Below are 15,059 nucleotides of genomic sequence, written 5' to 3'. Positions count from 1 at the left end.
ACCTAATCCGGAAGCGCAGATGACCGGCCAGATCGCAGACAGCGCCATTTTCGACCACGCCCCCGTGGGCCTGGCCTATACGGAAGAGCGCCAGATCCTGCGGCTGAACAGCCGCTTCGCGGCGATCTTCGGCTATGACGTGGCCGAGCTGGAGGGCGCCTCGCTGGCGCTTCTGTACCCCTCGCCCGACGATTTCACCCAGACCGGCGCCCATTGGACGCGCGAGCTGGGCCAGCATGGGGATTACGCCGACGAGCGGATCATGCGGCGCAAGGATGGGTCGCTGTTCTGGTGCCGGGTGCGGGGTCAGGCGCTGGACCCGGCCGCGCCGCTGGCCCGCGCCGTCTGGAGCTTTGCCGACCTGTCGCGCGAACGCCCCGTGGCCGCCCTGTCGCGCCGCGAACGGCAGGTTGGCGTGCTGCTGGTCGAGGGGCTGACGGCAAAGGAAATCGCCCGGCGGCTGGAGATCTCGCCGCGCACGGTCCATGTCCACAAGAACCGGCTGATGACCCGTTTCGGGGTGCGCAATTCGCTGGAACTGGTGCGCTGCCTGACCTCGACCCCGCTTTAGGCCACCCCCTCAGGGCAGGCGGATTCCCTTCAGGGTGCGGGCGCAGTGATCGGCGCCCAGCTCGCGCGCGATGGCGTCGTAGATCTCGGCCGCATAGGGGGCGAATCGGTCTTCCATGCGGTAGATCGGCCCGGCCACGGTGACCGAGAAGATGCGGTTGCCCAGAACGATGGGCACCGCCACCCCGCCCAGATCGGGGGAATAGCAGGACGAGGATTTGAACCAGCCGCGCTCGGCCGCCTCGGCCATCTGCTGGCGCACCTCTTCGGTGCTGCGCGCCGCATTGGGGCCCCAGTTGCCGTAGGAGGCCTTGCGCAGCAGCACCTCGCGGTCGCGCTCGGGCATCTGCGACAGCAGCGACTGCCCCGAGGCGGTGATATGGATCGGCACCCGGTTGCCGACCTGCGCCGCGTAACGCACCGCGGCCAGGGATTCGACCACCGTCAGAAAGACCGCGTAAAGCCCCGAGGGGGCCGAGATCCAGGCCGTTTCCCCGGTGCGTTTGCCCAGGTCGACGATGATGTTGCGCAGCGCCTCGGGGATCGGTTCGCCATCGGAAAAGGCCTGGCCCAACTGCGTCCAGCGGGACGAGGGATAATAGCCGCCGCGCGCCTTCGGCTCATACAGATACCCGGCATCCACCAGCGTTATCAGTATGTTATGGGCGCTGGACCGGGGCCAGCCGAAATCGCGCACGATGTCCGCCAGGGTCGCGGGTTCCTGCCGTTCGGCAAAGTATTCCAAAAGCGCGATGAGGTTTTCGATCTGTCTGACGGCCATGTCTGTTTCTGCCTTGTCCAGGGGCGCAGCCGCAAGTCCGGCGTTGACAAGACCCGGGCGCTTGGCATTACTTGTCCTCAATATTGATATGTTTGTCCAGATATATGGACAAACATAGGGAGGAGAAAAGACGATGGGACCGCTGGAGGGGATTCGTATCCTCGACCTCAGCTCTGTTCTGATGGGGCCTTACGCGACGCAGATCCTGGGCGATTACGGCGCCGAGGTGATCAAGGTCGAGGCGCCGAGCGGCGACCTGGTGCGCGAGATCGCCCCGGGTCGGCACCCGGGCATGGGGGCGATCTACCTGAACTCGAACCGCTCGAAGGACAGCATCGTGCTGAACCTGAAGACGGAAGAGGGGCGCGCGGCGCTGCTGCGCATGGTGGCCGACAGCGATGTCCTGCTGACCAATGTCCGCCCGCGCAAGATGGACCGACTGGGGCTGACCTGGGAGGTGCTGCAAGCGGCCAACCCGCGGCTGATCTATGCCGCGCTGGTCGGCTTCGACCAGGCGGGGCCCTATGCGGCGCGGCCCGCCTATGACGACCTGATCCAGGGCGGCGCCTGCATTCCCTATGCCTTCCAGCGCGCGGGCCAGGCCCCCGCCTATGTGCCTGCCGCCATCGCCGACCGCATCGTCGGCATGTCGGCGGTGAACGGCGTGCTGGCGGCGATCATCGAACGCAACCGATCCGGCCAGGGCCAGAAGATCGAAGTACCGATGTTCGAGACCATGCTGTCGATGATCCTGGCTGATCACATGCAGGGGCTGACCTTCGAACCACCCCTGGACGCGGGCGGCTACCGTCGCCACCTGTCGCCCGACCGCCGCCCCTATCAGACCAAGGACGGCTATGTCTGTGCCCTGATCTACAACGACGGCCACTGGGAACGCTTCTTCCGCGAGCTGGGCCGCCCTGACATGCCCGCCGCCGACCCCCGCTATGTCAGCTTCGCCGCCCGGATGGAGCATATCGACGAGGTCTACGCCGAGCTGGGCGAGCTGATGAAGACCCGCACCACCGCCGACTGGCTGGCGCTGTTTGACCGCGCCGATGTGCCCGCCATGCCGATGCACAGCTTTTCCTCGGCGCTGGAGGATCCGCATCTGCGCGAGACCGGCTTCTTCGAAGAGATCGACCACCCGACCGAAGGCCGCATCCGCCAGATGGCGGTGCCGACGCGCTTTTCCCGCACCCCGGCCCGGCCCGAGAAACCCGCCCCCAGCCTTGGGGCGGACGGGGAAAAGGTGCTGAGCCGCATGGGCTTCAGCGCCACCGATATTGCCGCGCTTGTCGACGCGGGCGCCGTGAAACTACCGAAGAGGGCCTGAGATGGACTTTACGCTGACCGAGGATCAACAGGCGATCAAGGCCGCGATCGAACGCATCTGCGAGGGGTTCGGGGATGACTACTGGCTGAAGAAGGACCGCGACGGCGGCTTCCCCGATGATTTCTACGAGGCGCTGGCCAGCGAAGGCTGGCTGGGTATCTGCACCGCAGAGGCCCAGGGCGGCGCCGGTCTGGGCGTGGCCGAGGCCGCCATCATGATGCGCACCATCGCCGAAAGCGGCGCGGGCCTGTCGGGCGCCTCGGCGGTGCATATCAACATCTTCGGCCTGAAGCCGGTCGATATCTTCGGCACCGAAGAGCAGAAGGCGCGGATGATCCGCCCCATGGCCGAGGGCCGGGAAAAGGCCTGTTTCGGGGTGACCGAACCCAACACCGGGCTCAACACCACCCAGCTGAAGCTGCGCGCCGAGAAACGCGGCGACCGCTATGTGGTGAACGGGCAGAAGGTGTGGATTTCCACCGCCCAGGTGGCCGACAACATCCTGCTGCTGGCGCGCACCACGCCGCTGGAAGAGGTCAGCAAGCCGACGCAAGGCCTGTCGCTCTTCTACACCCCCTTCGACCGCGAGCGCATCAAGGTCTCGGTGATCGAGAAGATGGGCCGCAAGGCGGTGGATTCCAACGAGCTGTTCTTCGAGGATTTCGAGATCCCCGAGGCCGACCGGATCGGCGAAGAGGGCGAAGGCTTCCGCATGATCCTGCAAGGCATGAACCCCGAACGGATCCTGATCGCCGCCGAGGCCGTGGGCCTGGGCTTTGCCGCCCTGCGCAAGGCCACCGACTATGCCAAGGAACGCAATGTCTTCAACCGGCCCATCGGGCAGAACCAGGCGATCCAGCACCCCCTTGCGATCTGCCAGTCCGAGCTGGAGGCGGCCTGGCTGCTGACCATGAAGGCGGCCTGGGAATATGACAACGGCCTGCCCTGCGGCGCCTCGGCCAACATGGCGAAATACCTGGCCGGCGAAGCCGGGTTCAACGCCTGCCAGCAGGCGGTGATGACCCACGGCGGCTTTGGCTATGCCAAGGAGTACCACGTCGAACGCTATCTGCGCGAAAGCCTGATCCCGCGCATCGCCCCGATCTCGCCCCAGCTCGCCCTGTGCTATATCGCCGAGCGGGTCCTGGGCCTGCCGAAGTCCTACTGAAGGAGAAGAAGATGCCCGGACTCTGGTTCGAAGAATTCCACCAAGGACAGCATTTCCGCCACGAGCTGACGCGCACGGTGACGGAAAGCGACAACATCACCTTCTCGCTGATGTCGATGAACCCGCAGCCCCTGCATATCGACGCGCATTTCTCGAAGTCGACGGAATGGGGTCAGCCGCTGTTCAACTCGATGTTCACCTTCGCCATCATGGTGGGGATGACGGTGCAGGACACCACCTTCGGGACCACGGTCGGCAACCTCGGCTTTTCCGAGGTGACCTTCCCCGCGCCGGTGTTCAACGGCGACACCCTGCGGGCGGAAACCACCGTGCTGTCGGTGCGGCCCTCGAAATCGCGCCCCACCCAGGGCCTGGTCGAGTTCGAGCATATCTGCCTGAAACAGGACGACACCGTGGTCGCCCGCTGCAAGCGTATGGCGCTGATGCGGATGCGGCCGGAGGCGGCGTGATGCGATCCTTCCTCTTCGTGCCCGGCGACAGCCAGCGCAAGTTCGACAAGGCCGTCACTGGCGAGGCCGACGCGCTGATCCTCGACCTGGAAGACAGCGTGGCCCTGCCCGCCAAGGCAGAGGCCCGGCAGACGGTCGGCCAGATGCTGGAGGCCGAGCGGGGCGGCAAGGCCCTCTTCGTGCGCATCAACGCGCTGGACACCGGGCTGACCCTGACCGATCTGGCCGCCGTCATGGCGCATCGTCCCGACGGGATCGTCCTGCCGAAATGCGAAGGCCCTGCCGACCTGGACCGGGTGGCGCATTACCTGGCCGCCTTCGAGGCCACCCATGCCCTGCCGCCGACGCCGATCCTGGCCATCGTCACGGAAACCGCCGCCTCGCTGTTCACCATCGGTGACTATGCCAAGGCGGATCAGCGGCTTTGGGGCATGATGTGGGGCGCCGAGGATCTGGCGGCCTCGCTGGGGGCCAAGGAAAACGGCGCCAAGCAGGGCTATCACGAACCCTTCCGCCTGGCGCGCAACCTGTGCCTGGCGGGCGCGGCGGCGGCGGGCGTGGTGGCGGTGGATTCCATCTGCGCCGTGCTTGACGATCTGTCGGTGGTCGAGACAGAGGCCCTGGAGGCGCGGCGCGACGGCTTCGGCGCCAAGGCGGTGATCCACCCCAAGCATGTGGCGCCGGTGAACACCGCCTTCACCCCGGGCGAGGAGGAGCTGGCCTGGGCACGGAAGGTGCTGGACGCCTTCGCCGCCGATCCCGCCGCCGGGGTCGTGCGCATTGATGGCCAGATGATCGACAAGCCCCATGAACGGGCGGCGCGCAAGATCATGGCACTGGCCGGACAGACAGGCTGAGGGGAGGAGACCATGGCCGCACCGGGAGGAAACCAAGAACCACTGAACGCGCCATCCGCCTGGCTGGCGCGTCTGGAAACCGCGCTGGTCGTGCTGTCGGCCCTGTCGATGGCGGCGATCATGTGCATCGTCATGCTGGACGTGATCCTGCGCTATGTCTTTGCCGCCCCGCTGATCTGGTCCTTCGACCTGATCGGTCTGTATCTGGTCGGGGCGGTGTTCTTCTTCGCCCTGTCGGACACGATGCAGCAGCACGGCCATATCGCGCTGGACGTCTTCGTGCCGCTGATCCCGCACCGGCTGCGCCATGCGGGCCAGGCCCTGGGCTTTGCCGCGGGCACCGTGTTGTTGGCGGCGATCACCTGGCTGGAGTTCTGGCAGGCCGAAGAGGCCTTCATGGCCGATGACCGCATCGCGGGCGTCGTGCCCTTCCAGACCTGGGTGGCCCATGCGGTGCTGGCCCTCGGCATGGGGGTGCTGGTGCTGCGCTGCCTCTACCGCGCCCTGTTCCACGCGGCCTCGGCCGTCAGCGGCCGCGACATGGTCGAAACACCCCCGCCGCCGGTCACCGCGCGGCCCGCAACGGAGCACGCAGAATGACCGTGACCATCGCCCTTGTCGTTCTCGTTGCCATGCTGGTCTTCGGGCTGCCGGTCGCCCTGGCCATGGGCGTGTCGGGTGCCGTCGGCCTGTACCTTTTCGGCGGCTGGCCGATCCTGCGCGGCATCCTGGAAACCACGCCCCTGTCCACCGCCAATGATTACGAGATCATCACCATTCCGATGTTCCTGCTGATGGCCGAGTTCGTCATCATCTCGGGCGTGGCCAATGACCTCTTTCGCGCCGCCACCGTCTGGGTCGGGCGGCTGCGCGGCGGCGTCGCCATGGCCACCGCCCTGGCGGGGGCGGGCTTCGGCGCCATCTCGGGTTCGTCCACGGCGGCGGCGGCCACCCTGGCCTCGACCTCGATCCCGGCCATGCTGAAGGAAGGCTACGAGCCCAAGCTGGCCTGCGGCGTGGTCGCCATCTCGGGCACGCTGGCCATGCTGATCCCGCCGTCGATCGCGCTGATCCTCTATGGGATCATCGCCGATATCCCGATCGGATCGCTTCTGGTGGGCGGCGTGATCCCCGGCATCATCGTCACCCTGACCATCATCCTGACCATCGCCTTCCTGGTCTGGCGCGACCCCGAGGCAGCCCCGGTCGGCAAGTCCTATTCCTTCGGCCAGAAGTTCGCCTCGCTGAAACGGGTCTGGCTGGTGCTGGTGCTGTTCTTCGCCGTGACCGGCACGATCTATTCCGGCATCGCCACCCCCACCGAGGCGTCGGGCATCGGCGCCTTCTGCGCCATGCTGATTGCCGCCTGGGAACGGCAGCTGACCCCGGCCAATACCCTGCGCGCCCTGCGCTCGGCGGCGCAGACCACCTGCATGGTGCTGTTCATCATCCTGGGCGCCCATATCTTCGGGTATTTCTTCACCCTGACCCGGGTGACCAACGACATCACCATGTGGGTCGGCGGCCTGGAAACCTCTCGCTGGGTGATCCTGGCGGTGATCCTGCTGGGCTATCTGATCCTGGGCTTCTTCATGGATCAGATCGCCATCCTGATCCTGACCGTGCCCGTGGTCCTGCCGCTGATCCTTCAGATGGGCTATGACCCGATCTGGTTCGGCGTGCTGGTGGTGGTGACCGCCGAGGTCGGCATGGTCACGCCCCCCCTGGGAATGAATGTCTTCGTCGTGGCCCGCTACACCGGCCGCCCCCTCGGAGAGCTGTTTCGCGGTGTCGCCCCGCACGTCTGGGCGCATCTCATCGTCATTGCCCTGCTCGCCGCATTCCCGGCGATCACCCTGTGGCTGCCATCCACGATGCACTAGCCACGTCACCTGTTCGACTGAGGAGGAACGAACAATGACCAAGACGACGACCAAACGGGGCCTTCTGGCCGCCCTGCTGCTGGCCACAACCGCCGCGCCCCTGGCCGCCCAGGACATCACCCTGCGCCTGGCCGACAGCCTGCCCGTGGGCCACTACATGACCACCGGCGTGGGCCAGCCGCTGATGGACGGCACGGTCGAGGCGACCGGCGGCGCCGTGGCCTTCGAACATTTCCCGGCGCAACAGCTGGGCAAGGCCAAGGACATGCTGTCGCTGGTGCAATCGGGCGTGGCCGACATCGCCTATGTCGGCGCATCCTATTCCGCCGACAAGCTGCCGCTGAGCTCGGTCGCGGAACTGCCCGAGGCCTTTACCAATTCCTGCGAGGGCACCATGGCCTTCTGGGAAATCGCCAAGCCCGGCGGCGCCCTGGACCAGGCCGAACTGGCGCCCGAGGGCATTCGCGCCCTGGCCGTGCTGGTGCTGCCGCCCTATCAGCTGTTCTCGGCGAAAGAGATCACCAGCCTGGCCGATGTCGAGGGCTGGAAGGTCCGCGTGACCGGCGCCCCCAAGATCGCGGGCATCCAGAAGCTGGGCGGCGTGCCCGTCTCGATCTCCAGCCCGGAAACCCGCGAGGCCCTGTCGCGCGGCACCGTGGATGCCATCGCCTTCCCGATCGGCTCGATCAAGCCCTATGACCTGGCGCCGCATATCGCCTCGGCCACCCAGGGCACCAACTTCGGCTCTTTCGTCGCCACCTGGATGATCAGCCAGAAGAAATACGACAGCCTGCCGGCCGAGGTGCAGCAGGCCCTGACCGAAGCGGGCGAAGCCGCGACGCGCAACGGCTGCGAGGTGACCGATGCCTCGGCCGCCGCCGACAAGGACTTCGTCGCCAGCGAGGGCGTCGACTTCATCGACCTGCCCGCCGAGGACATGGCCAAGCTGGAACAGCTGATGGCCGATGTGGGCGACGAATGGGCCGCCGATCTGGACGCGCGCGGCAAGCCGGGCACCGAGATCCTGACCGCCTTCCGCGAGGCCCTGGCCAAGGGCATGTAAGCCCCGCCCGACCCGTACCCGACCAGAAAGGGGGCGTCCGCCGGACGCCCCCTTTTCGTTGCGCCCCCCTTTGCCTTGCGACCCTTTGCCTTGCGTCCCCCGCACCCCCTGCCCCGGACCGGCATTGATACATCTTCGAACCTTGTTTTTTCGCCACGCGTGATAAGCTGACCCTGCGTCAATAGCGCGCAGCCACCGCAGACACGCTCGACAGGTATCGGAGGAAGCCCATCCATGCGTATGCCCAGCCAAAGCCTATCCACCCTCGCCGGGGCCCTGGCCCTTTCCGCAACCGGCCTTGCGGCCGAAACCCCGCTGGACCGCGGCGCCTATCTTGTCGAAGGGCCCGCCGCCTGCGGCTCTTGCCATACCGCGCCCATGCCCGGCGCCGCGCCCCTGGCCGGGCGCACCCTGGTCGAACCGGCCTTCACCGCAGAGGTGCCCAACATCACCCCCGGTTCCCGCATCGCCAGCTGGACCGACGCCGAACTGGTCCGTGCCATCCGCGAGGGCATCCGCCCCGACGGCTCGGTCATCGGCCCGCCGATGCCGATCCCACTCTACCGCCAGCTGTCCGACAGCGACGTCACCGCCATGGTCACCTACCTGCGCACCGTCCCGGCGGTAGAGACCGAGTTCAAGGCCTCGACCTATCCCTTCCCCCTGCCCCCGGCCTATGGCCCGCCCATCGACAGCGTGGCGGATGTCCTGCCCGAGGTCAGCGTCGCCTACGGCGCCTATCTGGCCGGGCCGGTGGCCCATTGCCTGGAATGCCATTCGTTGAAGGACGGAATGCCCGATCTTGCGGGGCATCTGGGCGGCGGCGGACATGCCTGGGAAGGGCCCTGGGGCGTCTCGGTCGCGGCCAACCTGACCAGCCATGAGGACGGACTGGCGGGCTATAGCGATGCCGAGATCGCGACGATGATCACCCAAGGGATTCGCCCCGACGGCTCGGCGATGTCTCCGCCGATGTCCTATCGGCACTATGCCAATATGACCGAGGACGACGTGGCGGCCCTCATCCTCTACCTGCGCAGCCTGCCGCCGATCCCCGACGGCGGCTGAGGCGCGCGAACCGCTGGCCTTCGCCCCGCCGCCTGTCCTATAGCGGCGGGGACCCCAAGGAGGCCCGCCCATGTTCACCGTCACCCTGCTGACCGCCCCCAGCTCGCCCAGCCTGGAAACCGCCCTGGTCACCGCCCTGCGCAATGCCTGGGGCGGCGGCGAGATCCGTGTGCTGGCCGATGGCGAGGCGGTCGAGTTTCCCGTCGACACCGCCCCCGCCAATTTCGAAGAAACCTGGGCCGAGCTGCAACAGCAGGGCGTCGACCTGTGCCTGCAAGCGACCGCAGGGCGGCGCAAGAAGATGCTGCTGGCGGATATGGATTCGACCATGATCCAGCAGGAATGCATCGACGAGCTGGCCGACGAGGCAGGCGTGGGCGCCCGGGTCAAGGACATCACCGCCCGCGCCATGAACGGCGAGCTGGATTTCGAAGGCGCGCTGACCGAACGGGTGGGCCTGCTGAAGGGCCTGCCGGTCTCGGTCGTCGACCAGGTGCTGGCGACGCGGATTACCCTGATGCCCGGAGGCCCCGAGCTGCTGGCCACGATGAAGGCCGCTGGCGCCTATTGCGCGCTGGTTTCGGGCGGTTTCACCATGTTCACCGCCCAGGTGGCGGCCAAACTGGGCTTTGACGAGAACCGCGCCAACACCCTGCTGACGACGGGCGACACCCTGTCGGGTGAGGTCGCCCGCCCGATCCTGGGCCGCGAGGCCAAGGTCGAGGCGCTGGTCGAGATCACCGCCCGTCTGGGCCTCACCGAGGCCGAGGTGCTGGCCGTGGGCGATGGCGCCAACGACCTGGGGATGCTGACCCGCGCGGGCGCGGGCGTGGCGCTGCACGCCAAACCCTCGGTCGCGGCGCAATGCCAGCTGCGGGTAAACCACGGCGACCTGACCGCGCTGCTGTACCTGCAAGGCTATTCGCGCGAAGAGTTCGTCGCCCTCTGATCCTGCCCTCTGATCCCGGCGCCGCCCCGCCTCTTCGGCGGGGCCCGGCCCGCGACCTTGCCCGAATCGCGCAAACCGCGTCCCCTTTGCCTGCGCATCGCAAGGGAGGACGCCATGCCCCGCTACCTGCTGATCTACAAGGCCGAGACATCCCAGGTTCCGCAGACACCAGAGGCCGCCACCGAGGCCATGGCCGCCTGGGGCGCCTGGATCGAGCGACTGGGCCCCAAGCTTGTCGATCCGGGCAATCCTGTCGGCAAAAGCTGGACCGTGACCGCCGCGGGCGCGCGTGAGGGCGGGAACAACCCGCCGATCATGGGCTATTCCATCCTCGACTGCGCCACCCTGGAAGAGGCCTGCGCCCTGACCGCCGACAATCCGATGGTCGCGGGCGGCGGCGAGGTCGAGGTCACCCCGCTGGTCGAGATGGAGATCTAGGCGCCTTGTTCCGGTCACCGCCCAAAGCCGCGCCGCCCGGCCCGCCAGGGGCCCTGCCGGGGCGGCCCTGTCATTGCGGCCCGCCGCCCCAGGGCCTACCCCTTGGCGCAGATTTGACCGAACGGACAGGACCGCCGCCATGGCCGCCGACATCTCCCTTACCTCCGGGACGCTGACCGCCCGTGTGGCCGCGCGGGGCGCGGAACTGCAAAGCCTGTGCCATGAGGGCGCCGAACTTCTGTGGCAGGGCGATCCGGCCTATTGGTCGGGGCGCGCGCCGCTGCTCTTTCCCATCGTCGGCCGCGCGCCGGAGGACCAGATCGCGGTGGACGGGGCGCTGGCCCCGATGAAGCAACACGGCTTTGCCCGCCGCGCCGACTGGATCCTGGCGCGGCGCTGCGAAAGCGCCTGTACCCACATGCTCAGCGACAGTGCCGAGACCCGCGCGGTCTCCCCCCGGGCCTTCCGCCTCAGCCAGACCCATGCGCTGGCGGGGGCCACCCTGTCGGTCACGGTCGAGGTGGCCAATACCGGCGATGCCCCCCTGCCCTTCGGCCTGGGGTTCCACCCCGCCTTCGCCTGGCCCCTGCCCGGCGCCACCGGCCCCGCCGAGATCCAGCTGGACAATGGCGCCGAACCCGCCCTGGCGCGGCTCGATGGCGCGGGTTTGCTGGCACCCCAGACGCTGCCCTCGCCCTTCCGCGCCGGGCGGCTTACCCTGGCACCCGATCTGTTCGAGGCCGATGCGATGATCTTTCCCGAAGGGGCGGGCCCGGGCCTGAGCTATTCCGCCCCCGGGGCGCCACGCCTGGCCTTCACCTTCGACAACTGCCCGGCCCTGGGGATCTGGTCGAAACCCGGCGGCGCGCCCTTCGTCTGTGTTGAGCCCTGGCACGGCATGGCCGCCCGCCAGGGCGCCGGCCCCGAGATCGCCGAACGCCCCCTGTCGCAGACCCTCGCCCCGGGCGAGGCGACGCGGTTCGGCTGGTCGGTGACGGTGGGCTGATACGTCTACCTGCAAATGAGACGCATTTTTAACCACATGTTTTTGTTTGACTTTCCCGGCCTGCACCCCCATCTGACGCCCCACGGGGAGTAGCAACCGCCGGGCCCGGCCCGGCGCGCGGCGCGTCAACATTCTCGCGGCTCATCCGCGTGGCGTGACCGGCCCAGTGCGGGGCTTGCGAGACCGTGGCGCGGCGATCCGAAAGGGCGGGATCGTGGTGCCGCCGGCCTGTCCGGCACTCTCCCCGTCCGCGCGAAAGTCTGATCTCATGACTCCGATCACCATCGGCATCCTTGCCGTTTCCATGTCCGTTGACGCCTTCGTTGCCTGCCTGGGCAAGGGCGCCGCGCAAAGCCGCGCGGGCCTCGGCCAAGCGCTGCGCACCGGTGCCATCTTCGGCGCGGTCGAGGCGATCACCCCGCTGATCGGCTGGGGCGCAGGCGTTGCCGCCAACCGCTATGTCGAAGCGGTGGATCACTGGATCGCCTTTGCCCTGCTCACCGCCGTGGGCCTGCATATGCTGTTCCAGGCCCTGTCGCGCGACACCGGGGCCGCCCCCGCGCCCTCGACCCTGTGGCGCACGCTGCTGACGGCCATCGGCACCTCGATCGACGCCATGGCCGTTGGCGTGTCGCTGGCCTTTCTTCAGGTGAACATCCTGTGGATCGCCCTGGCCATCGGGGTGACCACCATGACGCTGAGCACCTCGGGCCTGCTGGCCGGGCGCCTGCTGGGCCGCCGTTTCGGGCGGATCGCGGAAATGTTCGGAGGGGCTGCACTGATCGGCCTGGGCGGCTCGATCCTGCTGCGGCATCTGGGCGCCGCCTAGGCGGCACCCAGTCTTTAGATCGGGTCGGGGCGCCGCCTGAACGGCGCCCAGAAGTCTTTCAGATCAAATCACGCGCCGTAGGGCACCCAGACCGTCTTTACCTCGGTGGCCTGTTCCAGGAAGGCGCGGCCCTCGGCGGTCTCCCAGTCGGTGGCCAGGCCGTTGTTGACCCAGGTGCGTTTCAGGCTGGCGGCGCTGCCCGCCTCGATTTGCGCGCTGATTTCCGAGGCAGAGAAGCTCCAGACCGCGTCGATGTCGAAATGCTGCGCCATGGTGGGCGCCAGTTCGGCGTGCGACCCGGTCAGGATGTTGACCACACCGCCCGGCACGTCCGAGGTGTCCAGCACCTGGTAGAAGTCGGTGGCGGTCAGCGGCGCGGCCTCGCCCGCCACCAGCACCACGCGGTTGCCCATGGCGATGGCGGGCGCCAGGACCGAGATCAGGCCCAGCAGGGGCGCCTCATCCGGGCAGAAGGCGCCGATCACCCCCACGGGTTCGCGCACCGCAAGGGCCATGCCCCGCATCGGCACCTGCCGTAGGTCGCCGCCGAACTTGTCGGCCCAGGCGCCATAGCTGAACAAGCGGCTGACCGCGGCCTCGACCTCGGCCTTGCCACCCTTGCCGGTGACCGCGTCGATACGCGCGGCGAACTCCTCCGCCCGGGCCTCCAGGTTCTCGGCGATGTAGTAGAGGACCTGGGCGCGGTTATGCGCCGTGGCCCCCGCCCAGCCCCCGGCGCCGCGCGCCGCCTCGACCGCGTTGCGCAGATCCTTGCGGTTGGCGATGCCCACCTGGCCCAGGGCCTTGCCGCCCTTGCCGTAGACATGGCGCACATAGCCGCCATCGGGCCGCGCCTGCTTGCCGCCGATATAGAACTTCGCGGTGCGGTCCAGCCCCTCGGGCAGTTCGGGTTCGCCGACCACCGGGGTGGCAGCCTTCAGCGCCTTCCGCTTGCCCGTGGGCTTGGTGTAGGCCTGAAGCCCTTCCCAGCCGCCCTCGCGGCCAAAGCCGCTTTCGCGCACCCCGCCGAACCCGGCGGCGGCGTCGAACATGTTGGTTCCGTTGATCCAGACGACCCCCGCCACCAGCTTGGGCGCCACGTCCAGCGCCACGTTGACGTTTTCCGACCAGACCGAGGCCGCCAGCCCGTAACGGGTGTTGTTGGCCAGCTGCACCGCCTCCGACGGCGTGCGGAAGGTGGTGGAGACGAGGACGGGGCCGAAGATCTCTTCCTGCATCAGCGGATCGGCGGGCTCCAGCCCCTCGATCAGCGTCGGCGGGTAGTAGCAGCCCTCGGGCGCCGTGCCTTGCGTCACCACGCCGCCCGATCCGGCGACCAGCCCCTTGATGCGGGCCAGCTGCTCGGGGTGGACGATGGCGCCGACGTCGATGCATTTGTCCAGCGGATTGCCGACGCGCAACGCCTGCATCCGCAGCTTCAGCTTCTCATGGAACCGCTCGGCCACGCCCTCCTGCACCAGCAGGCGCGAGCCCGCGCAGCAAACCTGCCCGCCGTTGAACCAGATGGCATCCACCAGCCCCTCGACAGCCGAATCCAGATCCGCATCCTCGAAGACGATGAAGGGCGACTTGCCGCCCAGCTCCAGCGTCAGGCCCTTGGCCTGGCCTGCGGTGACTTCGCGGATCTTGCGGCCCACCTCGGTGGAGCCGGTGAAGGCCACCTTGTCGACCCCTTCATGGGCGACCAGCGCGGCCCCCACGGCCCCATCGCCGGTGACGATATTGACCACGCCCTTGGGCAGACCGGCCTGACGGCAGATGTCGGCAAACAGAAGGGCTGTCAGCGAGGTCCATTCGGCGGGTTTCAGAACCACTGTGTTGCCCATGGCCAGGGCGGGCGCAATCTTCCAGGCCAGCATCAGCAGGGGGAAGTTCCAGGGCACCACCTGGCCGCAGACGCCCATGGCGGCGCGGCCCGGCAGTTCCGCCTCCATCAGCTGGGCCATGCCCGCGTGATAGTAGAAATGCCGCGCCACCAGGGGCACGTCGATGTCGCGCGCCTCGCGGATGGGTTTGCCCGAGTCGAGGCTTTCCAGCACGGCGAAGAGGCGGGCGTGTTTCTGCACCAGTCGTGCCAGGGCGTAGAGGTGCCGCGCACGGCCCTTGCCGCCCAGCTTCTCCCAGCCATCCTGCGCCTTGCGCGCCGCGGCCACGGCGGCGTCCACATCGGCGGCGCTCGCCTGGGTCACCTCGGCCAGTACCTCGCCGGTGGCGGGGTTGAAGGTTTCGAAGGTGTCGCCGGGGGCGGTGAAATCGCCATTGATGAAGGCGCCGAACCGGCTGCCTTGATCGACGATCCAGGCCAGCGCATCACCGGCGGCTTCGGGGGCGGGGCCATAGTCCATGGTCTCGAAGATACTCTTGATGCTCATGCCAAAGCCCATTTTCTGCCGGACAGTTTCAAGCGGTTTTGTTTTCTCAACCACTCTGCCGCCCAACGCATGTCGTACTGCCAAGTGTAGAAAAGATCTCCAGAGCTTCTCAGATCCGCTTCATGCTTTTCCCAGATTACTTTCGCAACTTCAGCCACCGATGCCTCACCGTCGAGCTGTTTCACTGCGTCAAAAACCCAGTCCTGCAGATCAGTTTTCACCGCCATAGCACCCTCCACTCTGTTTGG

Annotated in this window: 16 protein-coding genes; 13 read left to right on the top strand and 3 right to left on the bottom strand. The window is 67.7% G+C overall.

Annotation, left to right across the window (positions count from 1 at the left end; genetic code table 11):
* Nucleotides 1-19 precede the first annotated feature (19 nt).
* Entirely contained in the window at nucleotides 20-571 is a 552-nt protein-coding gene (locus ACRARE_RS06555) for a helix-turn-helix transcriptional regulator (protein ID WP_432655606.1), read from the top strand.
* Nucleotides 572-580: 9 nt separating this feature from the next.
* On the opposite strand, the gene ACRARE_RS06550 is transcribed toward ACRARE_RS06555, so the two are convergent.
* Nucleotides 581-1,351, bottom strand: coding sequence for an IclR family transcriptional regulator (locus ACRARE_RS06550; protein WP_432655605.1), 771 nt, complete (start codon nucleotides 1,349-1,351; stop codon nucleotides 581-583).
* 133 nt (nucleotides 1,352-1,484) lie between these two features.
* Here ACRARE_RS06550 and ACRARE_RS06545 point away from each other — a divergent pair, with 133 nt between their 5' ends.
* The 12 genes from ACRARE_RS06545 (at nucleotide 1,485) to ACRARE_RS06490 (ending at nucleotide 12,418) form a co-directional block, all read left to right on the top strand.
* Nucleotides 1,485-2,687, top strand: a complete 1,203-nt coding sequence (locus tag ACRARE_RS06545; RefSeq protein ID WP_432655604.1) for a CaiB/BaiF CoA transferase family protein — start codon at nucleotides 1,485-1,487, stop codon at nucleotides 2,685-2,687.
* 1 nt (nucleotide 2,688) lies between these two features.
* Nucleotides 2,689-3,855 (top strand): acyl-CoA dehydrogenase family protein, encoded by a 1,167-nt coding sequence (locus ACRARE_RS06540; protein WP_432655603.1) that lies wholly within the window; start codon nucleotides 2,689-2,691, stop codon nucleotides 3,853-3,855.
* Between the two features lie 11 nt (nucleotides 3,856-3,866).
* The gene (locus ACRARE_RS06535) at nucleotides 3,867-4,325 is read left to right on the top strand and encodes a MaoC family dehydratase (RefSeq protein WP_432655602.1); all 459 of its coding nucleotides are present in this window, start codon (nucleotides 3,867-3,869) and stop codon (nucleotides 4,323-4,325) included.
* On the top strand, nucleotides 4,325-5,182 hold the full coding sequence (locus tag ACRARE_RS06530; RefSeq protein ID WP_432655601.1) for an HpcH/HpaI aldolase/citrate lyase family protein: 858 nt from the start codon (nucleotides 4,325-4,327) through the stop codon (nucleotides 5,180-5,182). The genes ACRARE_RS06535 and ACRARE_RS06530 overlap by 1 nt, the downstream gene beginning before the upstream one ends.
* 12 nt (nucleotides 5,183-5,194) lie before the next feature.
* Entirely contained in the window at nucleotides 5,195-5,782 is a 588-nt protein-coding gene (locus ACRARE_RS06525; RefSeq protein WP_432655600.1) for a TRAP transporter small permease, read from the top strand.
* Nucleotides 5,779-7,065 (top strand): TRAP transporter large permease, encoded by a 1,287-nt coding sequence (locus ACRARE_RS06520; protein WP_432655599.1) that lies wholly within the window; start codon nucleotides 5,779-5,781, stop codon nucleotides 7,063-7,065. Before ACRARE_RS06525 ends, ACRARE_RS06520 begins: the two co-directional genes overlap by 4 nt.
* A gap of 34 nt (nucleotides 7,066-7,099) precedes the next feature.
* On the top strand, nucleotides 7,100-8,128 hold the full coding sequence (locus tag ACRARE_RS06515) for a TRAP transporter substrate-binding protein (RefSeq protein ID WP_432655598.1): 1,029 nt from the start codon (nucleotides 7,100-7,102) through the stop codon (nucleotides 8,126-8,128).
* 234 nt (nucleotides 8,129-8,362) lie between these two features.
* Nucleotides 8,363-9,196 (top strand): c-type cytochrome, encoded by an 834-nt coding sequence (locus ACRARE_RS06510; RefSeq protein WP_432655597.1) that lies wholly within the window; start codon nucleotides 8,363-8,365, stop codon nucleotides 9,194-9,196.
* A gap of 70 nt (nucleotides 9,197-9,266) precedes the next feature.
* Nucleotides 9,267-10,145: a phosphoserine phosphatase SerB gene (gene serB, locus ACRARE_RS06505; RefSeq protein ID WP_432655596.1), complete on the top strand. Its 879-nt coding sequence runs from the start codon at nucleotides 9,267-9,269 to the stop codon at nucleotides 10,143-10,145.
* A 114-nt stretch (nucleotides 10,146-10,259) separates the two neighbouring features.
* Nucleotides 10,260-10,583 (top strand): YciI family protein, encoded by a 324-nt coding sequence (locus ACRARE_RS06500; RefSeq protein WP_432655595.1) that lies wholly within the window; start codon nucleotides 10,260-10,262, stop codon nucleotides 10,581-10,583.
* 139 nt (nucleotides 10,584-10,722) lie between these two features.
* Nucleotides 10,723-11,589 (top strand): aldose 1-epimerase family protein, encoded by an 867-nt coding sequence (locus ACRARE_RS06495; protein ID WP_432655594.1) that lies wholly within the window; start codon nucleotides 10,723-10,725, stop codon nucleotides 11,587-11,589.
* 268 nt (nucleotides 11,590-11,857) lie between these two features.
* Entirely contained in the window at nucleotides 11,858-12,418 is a 561-nt protein-coding gene (locus tag ACRARE_RS06490) for a manganese efflux pump MntP (protein ID WP_432655593.1), read from the top strand.
* 68 nt (nucleotides 12,419-12,486) lie between these two features.
* On the opposite strand, the gene ACRARE_RS06485 is transcribed toward ACRARE_RS06490, so the two are convergent.
* Nucleotides 12,487-14,811 (bottom strand): aldehyde dehydrogenase family protein, encoded by a 2,325-nt coding sequence (locus ACRARE_RS06485; protein WP_432655592.1) that lies wholly within the window; start codon nucleotides 14,809-14,811, stop codon nucleotides 12,487-12,489.
* Nucleotides 14,808-15,038 carry a hypothetical protein gene (locus ACRARE_RS06480; RefSeq protein WP_432655591.1) on the bottom strand — a complete coding sequence of 77 codons (231 nt, stop codon included), beginning with the start codon at nucleotides 15,036-15,038 and terminating at the stop codon, nucleotides 14,808-14,810. Before ACRARE_RS06480 ends, ACRARE_RS06485 begins: the two co-directional genes overlap by 4 nt.
* Between the last annotated feature and the right edge of the window lie 21 nt (nucleotides 15,039-15,059).

The organism is Pseudooceanicola aquaeponti, assembly GCF_050897975.1.
Lineage (GTDB): Bacteria > Pseudomonadota > Alphaproteobacteria > Rhodobacterales > Rhodobacteraceae > Pseudooceanicola.
This window is presented reverse-complemented; position numbering and strand designations above follow the sequence as displayed.